Source organism: Aquimarina spongiae (assembly GCF_900141785.1).
Taxonomy (GTDB): Bacteria; Bacteroidota; Bacteroidia; order Flavobacteriales; family Flavobacteriaceae; genus Aquimarina; species Aquimarina spongiae.
The window spans coordinates 58139-77830 of the sequence record NZ_FQYP01000009.1 but is presented as its reverse complement, the minus strand read 5'-3'; the positions used below and the strand labels follow the sequence as shown (position 1 = coordinate 77830).

Sequence of the window (19692 nt, the reverse complement as noted above, 5' to 3'; positions counted from 1 at the left end):
GTTTTTCAGAACGATTATGGTATTAAAATGAATATTTCAACGATGCGATAAAATTTCTTCCCGCACCTGCTATTCCAGAAGAATATGGTCGATAACGTTGATCCGTAATATTCTCTACAGAAAAGATTCCGGTAATATTTTTGGTCACGTTATACTGAGATCTAAAATTTAAAGTATACCAGGAAGGAGAATACGGATTTCCATTTTCGTCACTTGCATAAAGAGATGGATTATTTTGTTGTGAAGGAGCAAGGTCTTCAAAATCAAACGTACCATTATATTGCACAAAGGTGCTCAACATCAGCTTATCATTGCGAAAGGTAAGACTAGAATTTCCAAACTGCGGAGATACATGTCTAGATGGGGTGATTAACCCCCCTTCTAACTCTTCTTCTCCACCCACAAAGGTATATTGCGAAGCAAACTCAAAGTTTTTGGCAAAGTTATATTTCAGACCAGCTTCAAAACCATAAATTCGTGCTCTCGCAGCATTTTGAATAGCTTGTACATTACTCAATTCACCACCAAACAAAATCTCAGTTTCTCCATTCAGATTAAAATCACTTCGCACCAAGGCATTATCCAGATAGGTATAATACGTAGCAAGGTCCAGAGTAAAATGATTCCCAAATTTAGCACTCAGTCCTAATTCTCCATTATAAGCATATTCTGGTCTTAAATCCGGATTGGGTACCACTACAGAACCAGGTTCTGAATCAAATATTTTACCAACATCATCGATATTTGGAGCTCTAAACGCCGTAGAAAAGTTTAATTTCCAATGAAGGATATCATTTGGCAACCAGCTTAACCCTGCCGTCCCGGTTAATGCATCCGTATCTAAATTGGCTTCATCAAAAGGGAAGTCAAAAAATTCATCATCATATTGCGAAAACAAAATGATTCTGTTGTATCGCAATCCTCCTTGAAATCTTAGTTTTTCGCTAAAATTATTCTGAATACTCAAATATGCAGCAATCGATTGCCAGGTAGATCCGTCTGGGTATCTTGAAGGTGCATTTTCTACTACACCTGTTTCAATATCTCTACGGGATCCATCAGAAAAGACATTATTCAGTATGTATTCTAACCCATAGTAAAATGAGGTCTTTGAGCTATATTTTTTCTCAAAATCTACATTAAGAGAGTATACATCGACTTGTTCTTGTGTTCTCTCTAATATGGTACTTCCAAAATTTCGGTCATTTCGACTTTCTTCAAAAAACTGATAGGCCGCCGTGATCTTCATTTTATCATACAGCTTGCTTCTGGATTTTTGTGCCACCTGCAGGTTTCCCATAAACCAGCGCTGTGGACCATAAAACCATTCTGCCGACTGCAAATTCCCATCCCTACGTCTAATCAATCGATCATACCTGGGATAGTCTGAAGAAGTAGTGTAGATCAAATCCGCATTAAAGTCCCAGGTTTCGTTGGGTGTAAAATGGATTTTTTGCAAAAAATTTACTTGGTCATATCCGGTAAACACTTGTTCTTCCGGATCCGGATTTTGAAGAACGACATCCTGACCATTAATTCGTTCCACAAAATCTGTTCTCAAATAATCATCCGGTCCATTACTCCCCATTCGTAGATCATCAAAATCGGTATAACTTACACTAGTTAAAAAAGCCCATTTATTCAATCCTATATTTAAGTCTATATGACCTGTCTTTTCATTACTTGCACTTGCATATCTTGCTAATACATTCCCGGTGATCACATGTTCTCCGGTCACCGAAAACTTAGGCTTCTCGGTATAAAAATTCATAACTCCTCCTATGGCATCACTACCATATACTACAGAACCTGGTCCCAGAATAACTTCGGTTCTACCAATAGTAAAAGGATCTATGGATATTACATTTTGCACATTTCCCCCTCTAAAAATAGCAGTATTCATACGTACACCATCCACCGTAATAAGAAGACGGTTTGTAGAAAAACCTCTGATGATGGGACTACCCCCACCCAACTGACTTTTTTGGACAAATACCTGCCCACTATTCTGTAGCAGATCTGCTGAGGTTTGTGGTGTGGATTGCGATATGTCTTCTGAAGTAATACTCAACACCTTATGAGTGATGTCATCTTTATCCTGTTCCCATTTGGAAACTGATATCACCACTTCTGAAAGTTGATTTTCATCAACGACCATGTATACCTTATTTCCTTTTCTAACAACTTCGGATTTTCGTAGATGTACATTTACATGCGAAACATGATCAAAAAATAAAAGTTCTCTATCTGCAAATGAAGATATATCGGCAACACCATCAAAATCGGTAAGCGCACTTTTTGATTTATCCTTGTTGTAAATCGCTACATTAGGTATCGGTGTTTTCGAAGCTTTGCTAAGTACCGATATTTGTTGAGCATTTACAAAAGGAGCGAGAATAAAGAATAATAAAATAGTAAGTATTAAACGCATTACCTATTTGAAAATTTCATTTAAAACCGAAAGTGATTTAGGTTTCTTAAAGCCGTGCAAATGTAGTTCAAAATATAATAATAGCATAGCAAGAACCTCACTTCGTGTCTTCTTCGACAAACTAATATCCATACTCCCCTCAAATGTTGTGCCTAAAAACTCTTTGAACTTGGATATATGCTGTCCCTCGACGCAATAAACATTAGTATCCACAGATTGAAATACTCCTTCTTGCATATTAAAATAAGAGGCTTCGATTTGAGACAAATCCGGGAAAAACCCCAGATACTGCGTTAACTTAATTAGAAATGCGATATGGAAATTCGCGATTTTATCATGAGCATCTAGCCAAAGGATTGTCGTTTGAAGATAGTCAAACAGATCTACATTAGATTCTTGTTCCTGAATCGAACTTTTGAGAATATCGGCAATAAAGAATACCAGAGCACTTTTTATATGGTCTGTATGTAGGCTGGTATAATGAGATAAAACTCGTACGTCTCGTAGTCGTTCTAAAGTACCTTTGTTTTTGTGTGAAGCTTCTATATCCAGAAGCATCAAAGGTTGAAAAAAAGAGGATCTGATTTTACCTTTTTTAGATTTCAAAACCCCTCTTAGCATGTATGATCGTAAGCCATCTTTTCTTGTAAACAATGTCGCTATCAAATCTGCTTCTCCGTATCGAATAGCATGAAGTACTATTGCAGGTGTATTTACAATCATTTTGCAATCAGAATCATTAAGCTATTACAAGAATTCTTTTTTCATTTTACACCTTTCAAGTGATTCTTTGGCCCTGGTTAATGTATTCTTATCCAGAGTGTTCAATGCACATTTTTTATAATGTTCGATAGCTTTATCCAATTCCCCTTGTTGTTCATACATAATTGCATATTCGTTATAAATAGTAGATTTTGTAATCCCAGGAATATTCATTGCGGTATCCAGCAAACTCTTTAACTCTTCCCATTTACCTAGCGTAGATAGTAAAATAGCATAGTTATAGTAAACACTAGGGTACATTGGACTTTTCTCAAGACACAGCTTATAGAGAGTTTCTCCCTTTTCGTATTCCTTAAACTTTACTTCGTATAGATACCCAAGATGATTATACGCCTTTCCAAAATTGGGGTCCATATCAATAATTTTTTCTAGCTTATTGGTCGCCTCATCATAATATCCATTCTTGATATCATCGTTGGCCCTGTGAAGCATTTCTTCCAATTTCGTAAGGTGATCCATACCTTTTCTTTTTATACGTTATATGAAGTAATTGATACTGTAATCAAATGTAGTTAAAATAGGGGCATTCTCTTTGTTTTTGAAACAAGATATTTATGTCATTATTTCTTTTTAGGCGGATATTTTGAGAACGTTTTTTGCATGATTTTTAAAAAGAAGTTTTCTCTATTCTCGGGTTTGGCATTCATATTAAACCTTCCTTCTGAGATTGCCTGCCACACCAGATTATTACTTGTTACATCTACAAAATCAGTAGTAATCTCAAGAAAGGTTTGCGGCCCACCGATTGGTATTGATCCACCAACTCCCACTCCTATCCCACGATTACCTCCTCCTATACCTACACCTATATTATTATTAGATGCTTGTTCAAATACTCTTGTTTTAAAATTAATGTAAATGTCAGGTGTGTTTGAAGCAGTAAAACCAATCGATTGTAACGCCAATTCGGTACTACGAATCAATCTTTTTTCATCTAACTCGTTCAATCCTGAATTCATTTCAGAATAAAAAGCATACGTTTTATATTTGGAAAAATTCTGCTGCTCATCATAATCATAGTTTACATAACTACTACCGCAAGAAACAAGCCCTAGGGATAACCACAATAAAATAATCTTTTTCATCTGTACTTTTTTATAAAAGTACACAACAAATTGTTATGTACTAGATATTTATATGCGATATATTTAAAAATCCGTTTGAGACAAGTCTCAAACGGATTTTTATACGAAATGCTTTGATCAATCCTATTGCTTACCACTAATTCTAAAACTAAAATGCCATTCATGTGGATACCAAGTATCCCAGTCTTCCAGACTAGTACCATTTTCTGATTTGGATTCTCCAGTAAACCCTGATCCATTATGAATTTCATCGGCTTCGTCGACATTAGCTGTTGATCCGGTAGAAACACCTAGAGCTTCTCCATTAATTAAGTACCATGTAAAAAAGTAGTTGGTATCATTTTCTAGCAAAAGATATAATGAAGATAAATCAAAATCTACCCAACCACCATTAAATGGTCCTTGAACCGTGGTAATTTTTGAAGCTATAATATTTCCGTTTGATTCTCTAATATTCAATTTTATTTCAAAATTCCCATTATATGTTGCTCCGGTATTATCTGATCTAAAAGGATCACTGAAATGCACTCCAAATGAAGTTGGATTGGTATCCTTTTTTAATATCACCGTCTGACCAGTACCCACATTTCTAGGACCAATTTCTGGAACATCAGGGACTGCACGGTCATCACCCCCAAACCATTTAAATGCATTAGTGATATCACATTGTACATCATAATCCACATCCATGCTTTCTAGCGTTACTGTATATTCTTTTGTATCTCCATTTTCTGCAGTTACCGTAAAGACAATTGGGTTAGTATAATCCAATATCGTCTCTGGATCCGGAGATATGGTTGCTCTATTAGAAATGGTAACGATAGGGGTTAAAGACATCAAATTCACATCAGGTAGAATTCTCTGAAAAATAGTTCTACTTTCTTCATCGATATCCAGACTTCTCTTAAAAATATCAGTATCGATTTCGAATGATAACAGCTCCTTTTCTGGACTTAAGTCTCTTTTGATGTTTACTGTAAAACTCTGTTCATCTCCATTTTCTGCAGTTACCGTAAAGGTTATAGGGTCTACAATACTTTTTACCGTACTAGGATCTGGAGTAATGGTGGCATGATTAGATATCTCAATAGTTAAAGTAACGTCTTCGTCATCTATATAATATGGTGTTCTACCATTTATTTCATTTTCAACAACTTCAAAATCCTCTACATAATCCCCACTTTTTAAGTTGAATGATACCAGATCATTTTCTGGACTTTCATTCCTTTTAATATCAACATTAAATATCTTTTCCTCACCATTTTCTGCGGTTACTATTAACTCCAAAGGTTCTTTAATACTCTTTATCGTTTCTGGATCTGGTGTAACCGTTGCACGATTCGATACTTCTATAGTTAACGTTACATCTTCGTCATCGATGTAATAAGGAGTCGTTCCACTTATTGTTCCCTCTTCAACTTCAAAATCTTCTTGGTAATCACCACTTTTAAGATTAAAGGATAATATTTCGTTTTCATCATGTAGCTCTCGATTGATTCCTATTACATATGTTCTTTTCTCTCCATTCTCTGCTGTAATTATAAAATTGGTAAGATCCTTAATTGAAGTAATAGAAGCAGGGTTTGGGCTAATAGCAGCCTTATCAGAGACGAGTATCGTCAATACGATATCTTCTTCGTCTACAAAATATGGAGTGCTGCCTTGAATCGTATTTTCTTTAACCTCAAAATTTTGTTCATAATTACCACTTGTTAATTTAAAAGAAGTAATAAAATTTTCATCACTCAAAACTACTTCTTCATCTTCGTTACAAGAATATGTTAGTACAATTAAGTTAAAAAGGAGTAACATTTTTACTCCTTTGATCACATTTTTCATCATGTCTGATTCGTTGTTTTTTTGATTAATTCTTTATCGCTATAGTTAAGTATCTTTCCTCTTTGATTTGTTACCTAAAAAAATTAATTTTTTTATAAAAAGTTTATAGTCCCTAAAAACTGAACTCAAGTGCTTCAAAAAAACAAAAGCCGTTCGGAGTCCCGAACGGCTTTTGTCATATATTATGTTATTTATTTAGATCACTCCTTGAGCAAGCATAGCGTCTGCCACTTTTACAAATCCAGCAATGTTGGCTCCTTTTACATAATCTACATAACCATTGCTATCTGTACCGTATTCTAAACAAGCTTTATGGATATCACCCATAATTTGCTTCAGTTTTTGATCTACTTCATCTCTGGTCCAGTTAAAACGCAAAGAGTTCTGTGTCATCTCTAATCCCGAAGTCGCTACTCCACCTGCGTTTGATGCTTTACCTGGTGCAAAGAATATCTTAGCCTCGTGGAATGCAGCAATCGCTTCTGGAGTACTTGGCATATTAGCTCCTTCACTTACACATGCGCATCCGTTAGCAATAAGTGCTTTTGCATCATCTCCATTTAATTCATTTTGTGTAGCACATGGTAATGCGATATCACATTTCTCTCCCCATGGAGTTTTTCCTTTATGGAAAACAGCAGAAGGGTATTTTTCTACGTACTCATGAATACGACCTCTTCTTACATTTTTAAGCTCCATAACAAAGGCGAGCTTTTCTTGGTCGATACCATCTTTGTCGTAAATATATCCAGAAGAATCAGAAAGCGTAACTACTTTTGCTCCTAGTTGGGTTGCTTTTTCAGTAGCATATTGTGCCACATTACCTGATCCAGAAACGGTAACTGTTTTCCCTGCAAAAGAATCCCCTTTGGTCTCTAGCATATTTTGTGCAAAATAAACCGCCCCATAACCAGTTGCTTCAGGTCGAATCAATGATCCTCCCCATGTAATTCCTTTTCCTGTAAGTACTCCGGTAAACTCATTCTTCATTCTTCTGTATTTCCCGAATAGGAATCCGATTTCCCGAGTACCTACACCTATATCTCCCGCAGGAACATCGGTATTTGGACCGATATGTCTGTACAATTCACTCATGAAACTATGACAAAAACGCATTACTTCGGCATCAGATTTTCCTTTAGGGTCGAAATCCGAACCTCCTTTACCACCTCCCATAGGAAGCGTCGTTAAGCTATTTTTGAATACTTGTTCGAAAGCTAAGAATTTCAGAATACTCAAATTCACCGATGGGTGAAAACGAAGTCCTCCTTTGTATGGCCCGATAGCAGAATTCATCTGGATTCTATATCCTCTATTGACATGAATTTCTCCCTGGTCATCTACCCAAGGTACACGGAACATGATCACCCTTTCTGGCTCCACCATTCGTAACAGAATGTTTTTGCCATTATAAATTTCATTTTTGGCAATGTAAGGGATCACAGTTTCTGCTACCTCTTGCACAGCTTGTAAGAACTCTGGCTCATATTGATTTCGAGCTCTTACTTCTTCCATAAATGCATCGATTTTTGCTTGCATATGTTAAAGAATTAATGGATTCTTATTTGATAAGTAAAATTTGGTCTCAAAGATATGATATTCTTAAAAAACCATATCTGTTTTTTTGAATTTAATAACTTACCCTATTGCTTGTTCCAAATCAGCAATAAGATCATCTACATCTTCTATACCTACACTCAATCGAATTAACGAATCAACAACCCCGGTTTTTTCTCTTTCTTCTTTCGGTATAGAAGCATGTGTCATACTTGCAGGATGCCCTGCAAGGCTCTCTACCCCTCCTAATGACTCTGCAAGTGTAAAAATCTTTAAGTTGTCTACAATTTTGATTGCACTTTCATAATCGCTGCCTTTAGGCACAAAAGAAATCATTCCTCCAAAACCATCCATTTGCTCTTTGGCAATATCATGATTTGGATGATCTTCAAAACCTGGCCAATATACTTTTTCGATTTTTGGATGATTTTTTAAGTATTTTGCAATCGCCTCACCGTTTTCGCAATGGCGTTGCATACGAATGTGTAATGTTTTGATACCACGAAGCGCAAGGAAGCTATCCTGTGGACCACAAACTGCGCCACTGGCGTTTTGTATAAAATACAATTTCTCTGCAACAGCATCATCTTTTACAATAAGCGCTCCCATTACCAGGTCACTGTGTCCTCCTATATATTTGGTAGCACTGTGCATTACGATATCTGCTCCCAAGTCTAATGGCCTTTGTAAATATGGTGTAGCAAAGGTATTATCTACAGCCAACAAAACATTGTGTTTTTTGGCAACACCAGCAATTGCTTTGATATTAATGATATTCATCATTGGGTTTGTTGGCGTCTCTACCCAGATCAGTTTTGTATGATCATTTACATAACGCTCTACCTTATCTGCATCTTTCATTCCAATAAAATGGAACTTAATACCAAAATCTTCAAAAATCTTGGTAAACAAACGGTAGGTCCCTCCATATAAATCATTGGTAGAAATTACCTCATCACCGGGCTTTAATAATTTAATAACTGCATCAATTGCCGCCAATCCTGATCCAAATGCCAATCCATGTTTTCCATTTTCAATACTGGCTAATGCATTTTCTAAGGCTTGTCGTGTTGGGTTATGTGTCCTACTATATTCAAACCCTTTATGTCCTCCTGGTGTGGTTTGCGCATAGGTTGAGGTTTGGTAAATTGGTGGCATCACTGCTCCATATGCTGGATCGTGTTGCTGTCCCCCGTGTATAGTTTTGGTATTAAATTTCATATGTTTAAGTATCGTTTCAAATGTCAAATGGAACTCGCTAACTCATTGTTTTCGATTCTGGTCAAAAACTTTGCTATAACTCTTTACATTTATTTGTACATTTTTACGAGAAAAAATAACTTGCTTTTTTTGTTAAAAAACTGAACAAATGTATGATTTAATTCGTTCTAATCATATATCAATGAATATCTTTAGTAGATGATTAACACAAAACCTAACAGCCGATTTTTTTCATTATTTTTTGCCTCATTTATATTGCTGCTGCAAGCCTGCAATACCAATGAATCTTTCACTTTTGAAAAACAAAATATCACTAACAATACACATTCACTTTGCGAAGGAGAAGATTGTCCTACAGTAGATATCCGTCTTGTTAATATTATAAATGACAACCCTATTTGTAAAAAAATAAATAAGGAGATTGAAAAAGCAGCTTGTACTGTATTGAGTTTGGAAGAAAACTCATCTTCGACAGAAATAAAACAAGCGATTAGACGATTTAACCGATCTTATCAGGAGGCACATCAAGAATTCCCAGAAGAAATTCCTCCGTATGAAGTATCCATAGACTCTGAGGTGAGTTTTCAATGCCAAAGTATGATCTCTATATTGATGGACTCTTATGTCTTTACCGGTGGAGCGCATGGCTACGGAGCGGTTTCATTTATTAATATAGATCGCAAAACCGGATTGCCCATTCAAAACAAGAAGTTATTTAAAAATTATAGCGCTTTCAAAGATTATGCTGAACGTGTATTTCGATCCACATATGAAATCTTACAGAGCGAATCCATTAATAGCACTGGTTTCTTTTTTGAAAATGATGCATTTGCACTACCAGAAAATATAGGATTCACGGATACGGCAGTAATTTTGTATTACAATACCTACGAAATCAGTTCGTATGCCGAAGGACCAATAGAAATTAAAATGAATAAAGAAGACGTTGCTTCTTATTTTGCCTTTGATATTTTGTAATCTGGTTTTGTCTCTTTTAACCAGTTTTCGGCTTCAACCGTATACCAATTCCTAGAAAAGTTATTTGCTTCAACAATTTGACGAAAATGAAAGAATGTTTTTTCGACATCCCCTTTCCTATCAAAATAGGTTCCCATATACATATGCAGATAAGGATTATGTGGATCTTGTTTCAGTAAATGCACACCCATCTCTTCTATTTGTTGATCAAAATCATTAAAAGACTCCATATCCCTGTAAAATGCAACGTCTTTCAAAAAAGAAAGCGTGTGCATGAGATTGATATCTGCATACTCCAGATAGTTAGGGAACTCTGAAAATACTTTATTAAGAAGCATTTTACTGGTTTCCATATGTTTTACATCAAACCTAGCCATAAAAGAAGAAGATAGCGCTTGCGATAGTAGTTTTTTTTGATAAAACTCTTTATTTGTATATGCTTGTTCGGTTGTAGTAGATGCCCCTGTCTCGAAGAGTGGCATATCTGAAATCTGGTAGACATAGTTTTTCAAAAAGCTTAATGCAAAAAGTGAAGATGTAACATCTCCATAGATCAATCTTGCCGGATCGCTCATTAAGTTATTGTTGGCTAACAGAATAAGAGACAAATTTTTTGAGGGAACTTTCAACCACAAACCTGAATAACAATCATACTGACCATAGGCCCAAATCAACGGTTCGCCTTGAAATTTCTCACTAAAAATACCATATCCATAGGGTAAGTCTTCTTCAATACCTTTGAATAACAACTCTTTGGATTCCTTAGAAATCAGTATATCCTGATCCAAGGCATTGTTAAAAGTGCTTAAATCCTTCAAATTAGATACAATCCCTGCAGAAGCAGAAGATCCATAATCCATAAAACCTTTTGTAATAGTGCCTTCTTCCAGAATATAGGGCTGCGCTACTGTAAAATTACTTTCGGCTAGCTGCAAAGAATCTTTGAGCAAAAAGGTGTTTTTCAAGCCCAAAGGATCAAATATCTCAGCTTTCATATACGCTTCAAAAGTATCCCCAGACCCTTCTTCGATGATTTTGGTAAGCGCTCCAAAACGGGAACTATAATAAAAATGTTTTCCTACTTCATCACCCTGGGAAGTATGGGATAAAACATGTTTGATTAATATAGGTTCTTTGATAGGCAGGTTGGGAAAATAAGTTTTTAGGGAATCATCCAAAGACAGTTTCCCTTGTTCAACTAATTTCATCATTAATACTCCCGAAAAGACCTTGGTCACAGAAGCTATAGGAAATACTACTTCGGCATCAAGGGCAATCTTACGCTCCACATCCGAAACTCCAAAATAGGCTTCTTGTACAGTTTCTTCACCTTCAAGAACGACAACGGCCAAGCCAGGAATTTTAAAAAAATCTTGTAGCTGAAGGAGTTCTTGTTCAAAATTTTTGGTCTTATCAAATTTCGGTTGTTGTTCTTTAGCACAACCAATAAACAGGAGTCCTAAAAGGAAAAGATACCCATAGTGTTTCATCATGATTTTTGATTTAATGCACCTTATTTCTTCATCAAAAATGGCTTACAACGCCTTTTTCAATGCCAAAACATATCCCAGGTGAATTCCTTCATGAAAATTATTGAAATTCATCGCATCTTCTATAGATTTTAACACAAAACCTGTACTAGTAGGATACTCCTGAAAGTTTTTAAAAATTCCAGCTTCGATATCTTTTTCGGTTTGATCCAAGGTCGTAAATAAAAGCGAACGTACTTGATCTACTTCTTCTTGTGATACCACACCTTCGGCTTTTGTACCTTTTCTAAATTTAGCCACCATTTCATCACTCACCATCATCGGTAGTCCACTTAATTTATAGGCTAACAGCTGCTGCGTGACAATAACGTGCGCAATGTTCCAGATTAAATTGTTTTGAAACCCTTCTGGAACGGTATTGAGTTGCTCTAGCGAATGAGCGTTAAGAATTTTTTCTAGTAAACGACGATTCGTGCGTGTAATTTCTAAAAGATGTTGCATGAAGTTCTTAATTTTTAGCCAAAAATATAAGTTTTAATTCTTAAATGAATTTCCTTTGTGATGATTTTGACATTAAATAATTTCAGCTGTGAAAAAATTATACCATCTCTCTACCTGTGATACTTGCAAACGCATCATCAACGAATTAGAACTTCCTTCAGAAGTAGTATTGCAGGATATCAAAACAGAAGCGATCACCAACGAACAAATCCAGGAAATGCATCAGCTGGCTGGAAGCTACGAAGCCTTATTCAGCAAACGGGCACGATTGTATAAAGAGCGTGATCTCAAAAATCAAAACCTTACCGAAGAGGATTATAAAAATCTAATCCTTGAGCACTATACATTCCTAAAACGCCCGGTGTTTATCCACGATCAGCAAATTTTTGTTGGAAATAGTAAAAAAGTGGTAGCCGAAGCAAAAGAAGCCATACATGGATAAAAGAACCGCAGCATTACTTGCTGCCTTTGGTGCCAGTTTGATTTATGCAGTAAATCATACCGTTGCCAAAGGAATCATGCCTACGTATATTAAACCCTTTGGGTTTATTTTGCTACGGGTAGTTGGTGCTGCTGCGTTGTTTTGGATTGCCGCTTTCTGGGCACCTAAAGAAAAAATTGATCGTAAAGACTGGCCCAGAATACTGGGATGTACCGTTTTTGGAATGGTCATCAATATGCTGATGTTTTTTAAAGGATTACAACTCTCTACCCCGATTAATAGTTCGGTAATGATTACCATATCTCCGATTATGGTATTTATCCTTTCGGCCATCTTTATAAAAGAAAAAATCACCATTCTAAGAACCATAGGAATATTACTAGGGTTTTCTGGAGCACTAGGGCTTATTCTTTTTGGTGCCGAAGTGCGTCAAGACGCTCCAAATATCCCTTTAGGAAATGCGCTTTTTATCATCAACGCAGCCTCTTATGCGATTTATTTGGTAATGGTAAAACCGCTTACCGCCAAGTACCATTCTTTTACATTGATGAAATGGTTTTTTCTACTCGCCATAGTGATTAACTTTCCAGTGACTATCTCAGAATTTAATGAGGTAGCGTGGACATCTCTTCCATTTGATGTGATTTTGAAAATGGCTTTTGTCGTAGTGGGTACGACCTTCTTTACCTATTTACTGAATGTTTTTGCATTAAAAACGCTAAAAGCCTCTACCATTGGTGCATTTATCTATTTACAACCTTTACTCGCCATTAGTTTTGCCATGGCTATGGGAGCAGATTCTTTGAATCTGATTAAAGTGATCTCGGCTGTCTTGGTGTTTATCGGTGTCTACCTGGTCACCAAAAAACCTAAGGCTTTACCCTAAATCTACAGGCTTTTTATTAAATCTTCTGGTATCTTCTTTGGTAAGAATTTTAAAATCAGATGGACGTTCTATCTTATCCATAAATTTCATCATCTCTTCTGGTAGTGGGATTAGTTTTCTACTTCCTAGATCCATCCACGCTCCCATCATTTCGCATTGCGCAAAATTTCTTCCTTTGTAGTCGTAGAAGTTGTGTCTAAATTCAAAAAACATTCCATCTTCACTAAGCCCAGAGACTTCTAGAGAAACTCGTACCGGAGGTCCATAAAAAACCTCTTTGAAGTAATAGATATGTTCATAAAAAACCACAGGCCCAACATTGAACTTCCCTAATAATCTTCTGTCAAACCCTTGTTCTGACAAGAAAGACATACGAGTATGTGCAGCAAATTCTATATATGCCTTGTTTGCCAGGTGACGATTAGCATCGATATCATTCCAACGTATTTCAAAATCTTTTATGTACATATCTTTGTTTTTTGCTTTACAAAAATACGAAACATTTTATTATGCACGCATAACAAAAGGAATTGAATAATCCTCAAATTACACTAGCACTTTGAAAAGGCACTTGGTATTCTTATTTTAGAACAAAAATTCACACATGTATATCAAAAGAAACATTGGTTGGGGACTTATCTTACGGTTCGGGTGGAAAAACATTTTATTCTTTATTCTCTATTCTGGTTTGGTCTTCTCTGCTTATTATTTTTTGGATTGGACCTTTATTGATATCCCTTTCCAACCGCTAACTGTGATTGGGATTGCGGTTGCCTTTTATATCGGTTTCAAAAATAGTCAGAGTTACGATCGCTTTTGGGAAGGTCGAAAAATTTGGGGTGGTATCGTGAATTACTCCAGAACCTGGGCAAATCAGGTACTTTGTTTGGTAGAAGATGATCATCAAACCAAAAGTGTTCTGATTCATCGCCATATTGCCTGGATCAATGCATTGCGTATACAACTACGGCAACCTACCTCCTTCTCGATTAAGGAAAATTCTTCGGTAGAGAGCCTTTTCAAAAAACACGGGGAACAACAACCCGCTTGTGATGCTACTAAACAATTTGTTACGCAGGAGGAATATGAAGACTTATTAAACAGAAAAAATACAGCCACTCATATTGTAAAAAACCAAGGACTTCATATCAAAAAGTTATGTAAAGAAGGGAAAATAACAGAATTTGACAAGCAATTGTTTCATGGAGTTCTTGAAGAATTATATAACCTTCAGGGAAAATGCGAGCGTATTAAAAATACACCTTTCCCTAGACAATATGCTTATTTTAGCACCGTATTTACATGGATTTTTGTGCTCTTACTTCCTTTTGGGATGCTCAATGTTTTTGAATCTGAATTAGCCACAATGCCAGACGAGATACAACGTTGGTTTATCTTTTTAATGATTCCTTTGTCTGTTTTAGTCTCCTGGGTGTTTACCACTATGGAAAAAATCGGAAGTAATAGTGAAGATCCTTTTGAAGGACGTGTTAATGATGTCCCGATGACAGCATTATGCAGAACCATTGAAATTGATCTGCGAGACATGCTGGATGAGAAAGATTTACCAGAAAAAGTAAAACCCAAAGACAATATCTTGTATTAATGCCAGTAATAGATTCTTCGTATACCCCACCACATTTGTTTAGGAATGGTCACTTCTCTACCATCTATCCCAATCTTTTCAGAAAAGTAAATGGAGTAGAACAAACCAGAGAACGAGTAGAATTGGATGATGGGGATTTTATTGATTTGGATTGGAGTTATGCCCCCGGCAAAAACAATCAAAAATTAAGTGTTATTATTCATGGCCTTGAGGGTAATGCCCAGCGTCAATATATGGTGGGTCTTGCCAGGCATCTTAATCAAAATGGATGGGATACTGCTTTGGTGAACTTAAGAAACTGCAGTGGTGAAGTCAATCGACTCTATAGGTCCTACAATGCTGGAGTTACCGAAGACGTAGCCCGTATACTTCATCATATTTTAGCCACTCAACAATATAGCGCTATTACGCTCTGTGGTTTTAGCCTTGGAGGAAATTTAGTATTAAAATACATAGGTGAAAACCGAACTTTACCTACAGAACTACAAGCGGCTATGGCCATATCCGCACCTTGCGATTTGTATAATTCTCTACAGGAAATCAATAAACCCAAAAACTTTGTATACGAACAACGCTTTATCAAACACCTGAAAGCAAAACTATATGAACGACAAGTTGTTTTTCCTGAGCACATTAGTAAATCACAAATAAAACAATGTAAATCCCTAATAGACATCGATAATCTATATACCAGCAAAGCGCATGGATACAAAGATGCTATTGATTACTATACCCAATGTAGTAGTAAACAGTTTTTGAAAAACATTGCCATTCCTACCTTAATTCTTAACGCAAAAAATGATTCCTTTTTGGGAGATCAATGCTATCCTTACACCGAGGCAAAAAAGAACGATCATGTGTTTCTTGAAGTCCCTGTTTACGGTGGACATGTTGGTTTTTACAGCTCTGAATCAGTGTATTATAATGAGAAAAGAGCTCTAGAATTCTTCTCAAAACATACGTTATAGCCAATTAAAAAAAGAAGTTTTTTCCTACGTGTTTTTTATTTTAAACGAACGTTAAGGGGATGTTAAAGTAGTATGAAGATTTTTTTTTCACTTGGTCGAAAATCTTTTTTTAATTAAGAATATTTTAAGAGTTTTGGCTGTTTTCTGAATTTTTTTCAGAGAATTCTAACCAATACTAACTCAAACTCAAAAAAAATGAAAAAAAGCTACGGAAGTTTTAGCTTAGCTTTAAACTTCACACAAACCAAGTCGGGCGTACTTGCATTTTTTGTAATGCTCTTCCTAACAACCGGGCTTTTAGCGCAAACCACTGCAGAAAAAGCCAAAATTGCACAACAAACCAACTTAGCGAAATTGAACCAACTTCAAACTGATTTTTCAGAAAAGGCGGCTTTGGACAAAAAGAAAGCCATGCAAATGGCACAACGTAATGGTTGGCAAACCAAAATACAGGTAAAAGACAAAAGCTATTCTGAGCTTCAAAAAGTCGTTACTGTAGGAAATGAAGATTATGCCATCTATTATACTACTGAAAATGTAGATGCTGCTAGATCTACAAGAACAAATCACCTAAACTCTGGAGGATCTCTAGGGCTAAATCTTGATGGTCAAAATATGACTGCTCACGTTTGGGATGGTGGTCATGCTCGTGCCAGCCACCAGGAGTATGATGGTCCTGGAGGAAACAATCGTGTTACTATTCGAGATGCAGCTTCAGAAGGAGGTACACAATTGAATTTCCACGCAGCTCACGTAACCGGAACTGTAATGGCTTCTGGTGTACAAGCTAATGCAAAAGGGATGGCTCCTCAAGCAAAAGTAGATGGATACATGTGGAATAATGATGTTGCAGAAGCTACTACAGCTGCTGCGAATGGGATGTTGATCTCTAACCATTCATATGGTTTTAGAAGTGACCTAGTTCCTGATCAATACTTTGGAGCATATATCGATGAATCCAGAAATTGGGATGAGATCATGTTTAATGCACCTTTCTACCTAATGGTAGTTGCTGCAGGTAATGATGGTAACCAAAATAGCTACAATGGTTCTCCACTAGATGGGAACTCTTCTTACGATAAACTAACTGGGCATTCTACATCAAAAAACAACTTGGTTGTTGCCAATGCTCAAGATGCAAACGTAAACAGCAACGGATCTTTGGTAAGTGTATCTATCAACAGTTCTAGTAGTGAAGGTCCTACAGATGATTATCGAATCAAGCCAGATATTACTGGTAATGGTACAGGTGTATACTCTACGTATCAAAATAGTGATACGGCTTATAACAGTATTACAGGAACCTCTATGGCTTCGCCAAACGTAACAGGATCATTACTTTTATTACAACAACACTACAACAACCTAAACGGAAACTTTATGCGAGCGGCAACCCTAAAAGGGATAGCACTACATACAGCAGACGATGCAGGTCCTTCTGGACCAGATGCCGTTTACGGTTGGGGATTATTAAATGCTAAAGCAGCTGCAGAGGTTGTTACCAATGCAGGAAGTGGAGAATCTAAAATAGAAGAATTGACATTAAATAGTGGTCAAAGTTATAGCATCACAGTTGATTCTGACGGTGTAAGCCCACTATTAGCTTCTATTTCATGGACAGACCGTCCAGGTACTGCCACTACAGCGACTAACTCTAATACTCCTGTTCTTGTAAATGATTTGGATATCAGAGTATCTAAAGGATCTACTACTTACGAACCTTATAGACTAACCAGTATCACTACCAATGGTACAGGAGATAACAATGTTGACCCTTATGAAAGAATCGATGTTGCTAGCGCTTCTGGAACTTATACAATTACAGTAACTCACAAAGGATCATTAACAGGTGGTAGCCAAAACTTCTCACTTGTTGTAACTGGATTGACTGGAACTCCTGTAGTTTGTAGTGCAACTGTTCCTACTGGAGTAGCTGCTTCAAATGTGTCTTATGATTCTGCTACTATTGGCTGGACTGCTGTGCCAGCTGCTACATATGATGTAAGGTATAGAGTTGCAGGAACTTCTGCATGGACTACAATTCAAGATGTTGGTGGGACTTCTACTGCATTATCTGGATTAACAGAATTAACTTCATACGAAGTACAAGTAAGAAGTAAATGTTCTGACGGAACTACTTCTAACTATAGTAGCACAGTAAACTTTAGTACTCCAGAGTTCCAATTGGTATATTGTGACTCTAACGGACAAAGTGTAGCTGACGAATATATTGGTCGTGTACAATTAGAAGGTATCGACAATACTTCTGGAGCAGGAAATGGTGGTTATACTGACTTTACTTCGATATCTACTGGACTAGCAAAAGGAGATACCTATACGATTACAGTAACACCAACCTGGAGCGGAACTACCTATAGTGAAGGATACAGCGTTTGGATTGATTATAACCAAAATGGAGTCTTTACAGATGCGGGAGAGCAAGTGTGGACGCAGTCTGCTACACAAACTACACCAGTAAGTGGGTCATTCACAGTACCAACATCTGCTTCAGACGGAAATACAAGAATGCGTGTATCTATGAAATACAATGGAGTTCCAACTTCTTGTGAATCTTTCCAATATGGAGAGGTTGAAGATTACACGGTAACTATTGGAGGAGCAACACCAGATACTCAGGCGCCTACGGCTCCATCTGCACTAGCTGCTTCTAACGTTACTGAAACTACCTTAACACTGGGATGGACTGCATCTACAGATAATATAGGAGTAACCGGATACGATGTATATCAAGGAAGTGCTGTCGTAACAAGCGTTACTGCAACTACAGCAAATATCTCTGGATTAACTGCTAATACTGCTTATAGTTTCTATGTTGTAGCAAAAGATGCTGCTGGAAACGAATCTACAGCAAGTAATACTGTAAACGTAACTACAGCTGGTGGAGGAAGTGGTTCTGGATGTACTAATGGAATCAGTACATTCCCTTATGCTGAAGGATTTGAAAATACTATCGGTGCGTGGACACAATCTACATCTGATGACATCAACTGGACTGTAGATGCAAGTGGAACACCATCTAGAAATACAGGACCATCTAGTGCTGTACAAGGGTCTTATTACATCTTTGTAGAAGCTTCTGGAAACGGAACTGGATATCCTAACAAGCAAGCGATCATTACATCACCTTGTTTTGATCTTTCTGGACTTACTGAAGCTGGATTCTCTTTCAACTACCATATGTATGGTGCTAGTGATATGGGAAGTATCGCATTAGAAGCTAGTACAGATGAAGGTGCTACATGGACAAGCATTTGGAGTGAAACTGGAAATAAAGGAAACTCTTGGCAGTCTGCCGATATAGATCTTGCTGCTTATGTTGGTGGAGGTGTACAACTTCGTTTCAACAGAATAACAGGAAGTACTTGGCAAGCAGATATTGCTATCGATAATGTAGAGCTTACGAATACCGCTGGTGGTGGATCTGTCGATCAGTGTGCTGGTGTTCCAGAATGGAGCAGCACCCAAAGTTATGTACTAGGTGATAGAGTTACTTATCAGGGAAGCCTATACGAAAGAACAGCTACGGGATGGAACAATCTTGGACCATGTGGAGCGACTACTTCATTGTATACAACTTTCAACGATGTATCTGGACCTCCTGTAATCAATATCGATCAGTTTGTACTGGCACCAAACCCTGCTCGCTCTGTATTGAATATTACTATGAGTAGCAAAGCGAGTTCTCATGACTACCAAATCCTAAATATCTTAGGACAAGTAGTAGATCAAGGTACTTTTACCAACACTATTGATATTCAAAAGTTAGAAGCTGGAACGTATTTGTTAACAGTGGACGCAAATATGATGAAACGTTTTATCAAAGAATAGAACGAATAAACAATCAAACAATGAAAAACCCTAAAGTTTATGACTTTAGGGTTTTT

16 protein-coding genes are annotated in these 19692 nt (G+C 36.9%); 6 read left to right on the top strand and 10 right to left on the bottom strand.

What is annotated here, in order from left to right:
* Window positions 1–22: 22 nt before the first annotated feature.
* From BUE24_RS19300 to BUE24_RS19270, 7 genes are all read right to left on the bottom strand, one after another.
* Complete coding sequence (locus BUE24_RS19300; protein ID WP_073319844.1) at window positions 23–2431, bottom strand: TonB-dependent receptor plug domain-containing protein; 2409 nt, start codon at window positions 2429–2431, stop codon at window positions 23–25.
* A 3-nt stretch (window positions 2432–2434) separates the two neighbouring features.
* Window positions 2435–3154, bottom strand: a complete 720-nt coding sequence (recO, locus tag BUE24_RS19295) for a DNA repair protein RecO (RefSeq protein ID WP_073319841.1) — start codon at window positions 3152–3154, stop codon at window positions 2435–2437.
* A gap of 24 nt (window positions 3155–3178) precedes the next feature.
* On the bottom strand, window positions 3179–3673 hold the full coding sequence (locus BUE24_RS19290; protein WP_073319838.1) for a tetratricopeptide repeat protein: 495 nt from the start codon (window positions 3671–3673) through the stop codon (window positions 3179–3181).
* A 101-nt stretch (window positions 3674–3774) separates the two neighbouring features.
* The gene (locus tag BUE24_RS19285) at window positions 3775–4299 is read right to left on the bottom strand and encodes a DUF4136 domain-containing protein (RefSeq protein ID WP_073319835.1); all 525 of its coding nucleotides are present in this window, start codon (window positions 4297–4299) and stop codon (window positions 3775–3777) included.
* A gap of 123 nt (window positions 4300–4422) precedes the next feature.
* Window positions 4423–6141 carry a DUF5018 domain-containing protein gene (locus BUE24_RS19280; RefSeq protein WP_084549619.1) on the bottom strand — a complete coding sequence of 573 codons (1719 nt, stop codon included), beginning with the start codon at window positions 6139–6141 and terminating at the stop codon, window positions 4423–4425.
* A 192-nt stretch (window positions 6142–6333) separates the two neighbouring features.
* Window positions 6334–7677 carry an NADP-specific glutamate dehydrogenase gene (gene gdhA, locus BUE24_RS19275; protein WP_073319829.1) on the bottom strand — a complete coding sequence of 448 codons (1344 nt, stop codon included), beginning with the start codon at window positions 7675–7677 and terminating at the stop codon, window positions 6334–6336.
* A 99-nt stretch (window positions 7678–7776) separates the two neighbouring features.
* Window positions 7777–8916, bottom strand: coding sequence for a cystathionine gamma-synthase (locus BUE24_RS19270; protein WP_073319826.1), 1140 nt, complete (start codon window positions 8914–8916; stop codon window positions 7777–7779).
* A gap of 198 nt (window positions 8917–9114) precedes the next feature.
* On the opposite strand from BUE24_RS19270, the gene BUE24_RS19265 reads away from it, so the two are divergent.
* Entirely contained in the window at window positions 9115–9894 is a 780-nt protein-coding gene (locus BUE24_RS19265; protein ID WP_073319823.1) for a DUF3298 and DUF4163 domain-containing protein, read from the top strand.
* On the opposite strand, the gene BUE24_RS19260 is transcribed toward BUE24_RS19265, so the two are convergent.
* Together BUE24_RS19260 and BUE24_RS19255 are read right to left on the bottom strand one after the other, a co-directional pair.
* The gene (locus tag BUE24_RS19260) at window positions 9870–11387 is read right to left on the bottom strand and encodes a serine hydrolase domain-containing protein (protein WP_073319820.1); all 1518 of its coding nucleotides are present in this window, start codon (window positions 11385–11387) and stop codon (window positions 9870–9872) included. The two genes, BUE24_RS19265 and BUE24_RS19260, sit on opposite strands and share 25 nt — an antisense overlap.
* Window positions 11388–11429: 42 nt before the next feature.
* Window positions 11430–11885, bottom strand: coding sequence for a DinB family protein (locus tag BUE24_RS19255; RefSeq protein WP_073319817.1), 456 nt, complete (start codon window positions 11883–11885; stop codon window positions 11430–11432).
* 88 nt (window positions 11886–11973) lie between these two features.
* Between BUE24_RS19255 and BUE24_RS19250 the strand changes: the two genes are divergently transcribed.
* Window positions 11974–12327: an arsenate reductase family protein gene (locus tag BUE24_RS19250; RefSeq protein WP_073319813.1), complete on the top strand. Its 354-nt coding sequence runs from the start codon at window positions 11974–11976 to the stop codon at window positions 12325–12327.
* Window positions 12320–13213, top strand: a complete 894-nt coding sequence (locus BUE24_RS19245) for a DMT family transporter (protein WP_073319809.1) — start codon at window positions 12320–12322, stop codon at window positions 13211–13213. The genes BUE24_RS19250 and BUE24_RS19245 overlap by 8 nt, the downstream gene beginning before the upstream one ends.
* On the opposite strand, the gene BUE24_RS19240 is transcribed toward BUE24_RS19245, so the two are convergent.
* Window positions 13205–13681 carry an acyl-CoA thioesterase gene (locus tag BUE24_RS19240; protein ID WP_073319806.1) on the bottom strand — a complete coding sequence of 159 codons (477 nt, stop codon included), beginning with the start codon at window positions 13679–13681 and terminating at the stop codon, window positions 13205–13207. The two genes, BUE24_RS19245 and BUE24_RS19240, sit on opposite strands and share 9 nt — an antisense overlap.
* A 136-nt stretch (window positions 13682–13817) precedes the next feature.
* Here BUE24_RS19240 and BUE24_RS19235 point away from each other — a divergent pair, with 136 nt between their 5' ends.
* The 3 genes from BUE24_RS19235 (at window position 13818) to BUE24_RS19225 (ending at window position 19636) form a co-directional block, all read left to right on the top strand.
* The gene (locus BUE24_RS19235; protein ID WP_073319803.1) at window positions 13818–14819 is read left to right on the top strand and encodes a bestrophin family protein; all 1002 of its coding nucleotides are present in this window, start codon (window positions 13818–13820) and stop codon (window positions 14817–14819) included.
* On the top strand, window positions 14819–15787 hold the full coding sequence (locus BUE24_RS19230; protein ID WP_073319800.1) for a YheT family hydrolase: 969 nt from the start codon (window positions 14819–14821) through the stop codon (window positions 15785–15787). The genes BUE24_RS19235 and BUE24_RS19230 overlap by 1 nt, the downstream gene beginning before the upstream one ends.
* Before the next feature lie 195 nt (window positions 15788–15982).
* On the top strand, window positions 15983–19636 hold the full coding sequence (locus BUE24_RS19225; RefSeq protein ID WP_084549618.1) for a S8 family serine peptidase: 3654 nt from the start codon (window positions 15983–15985) through the stop codon (window positions 19634–19636).
* The last annotated feature ends 56 nt before the right edge of the window (window positions 19637–19692 follow it).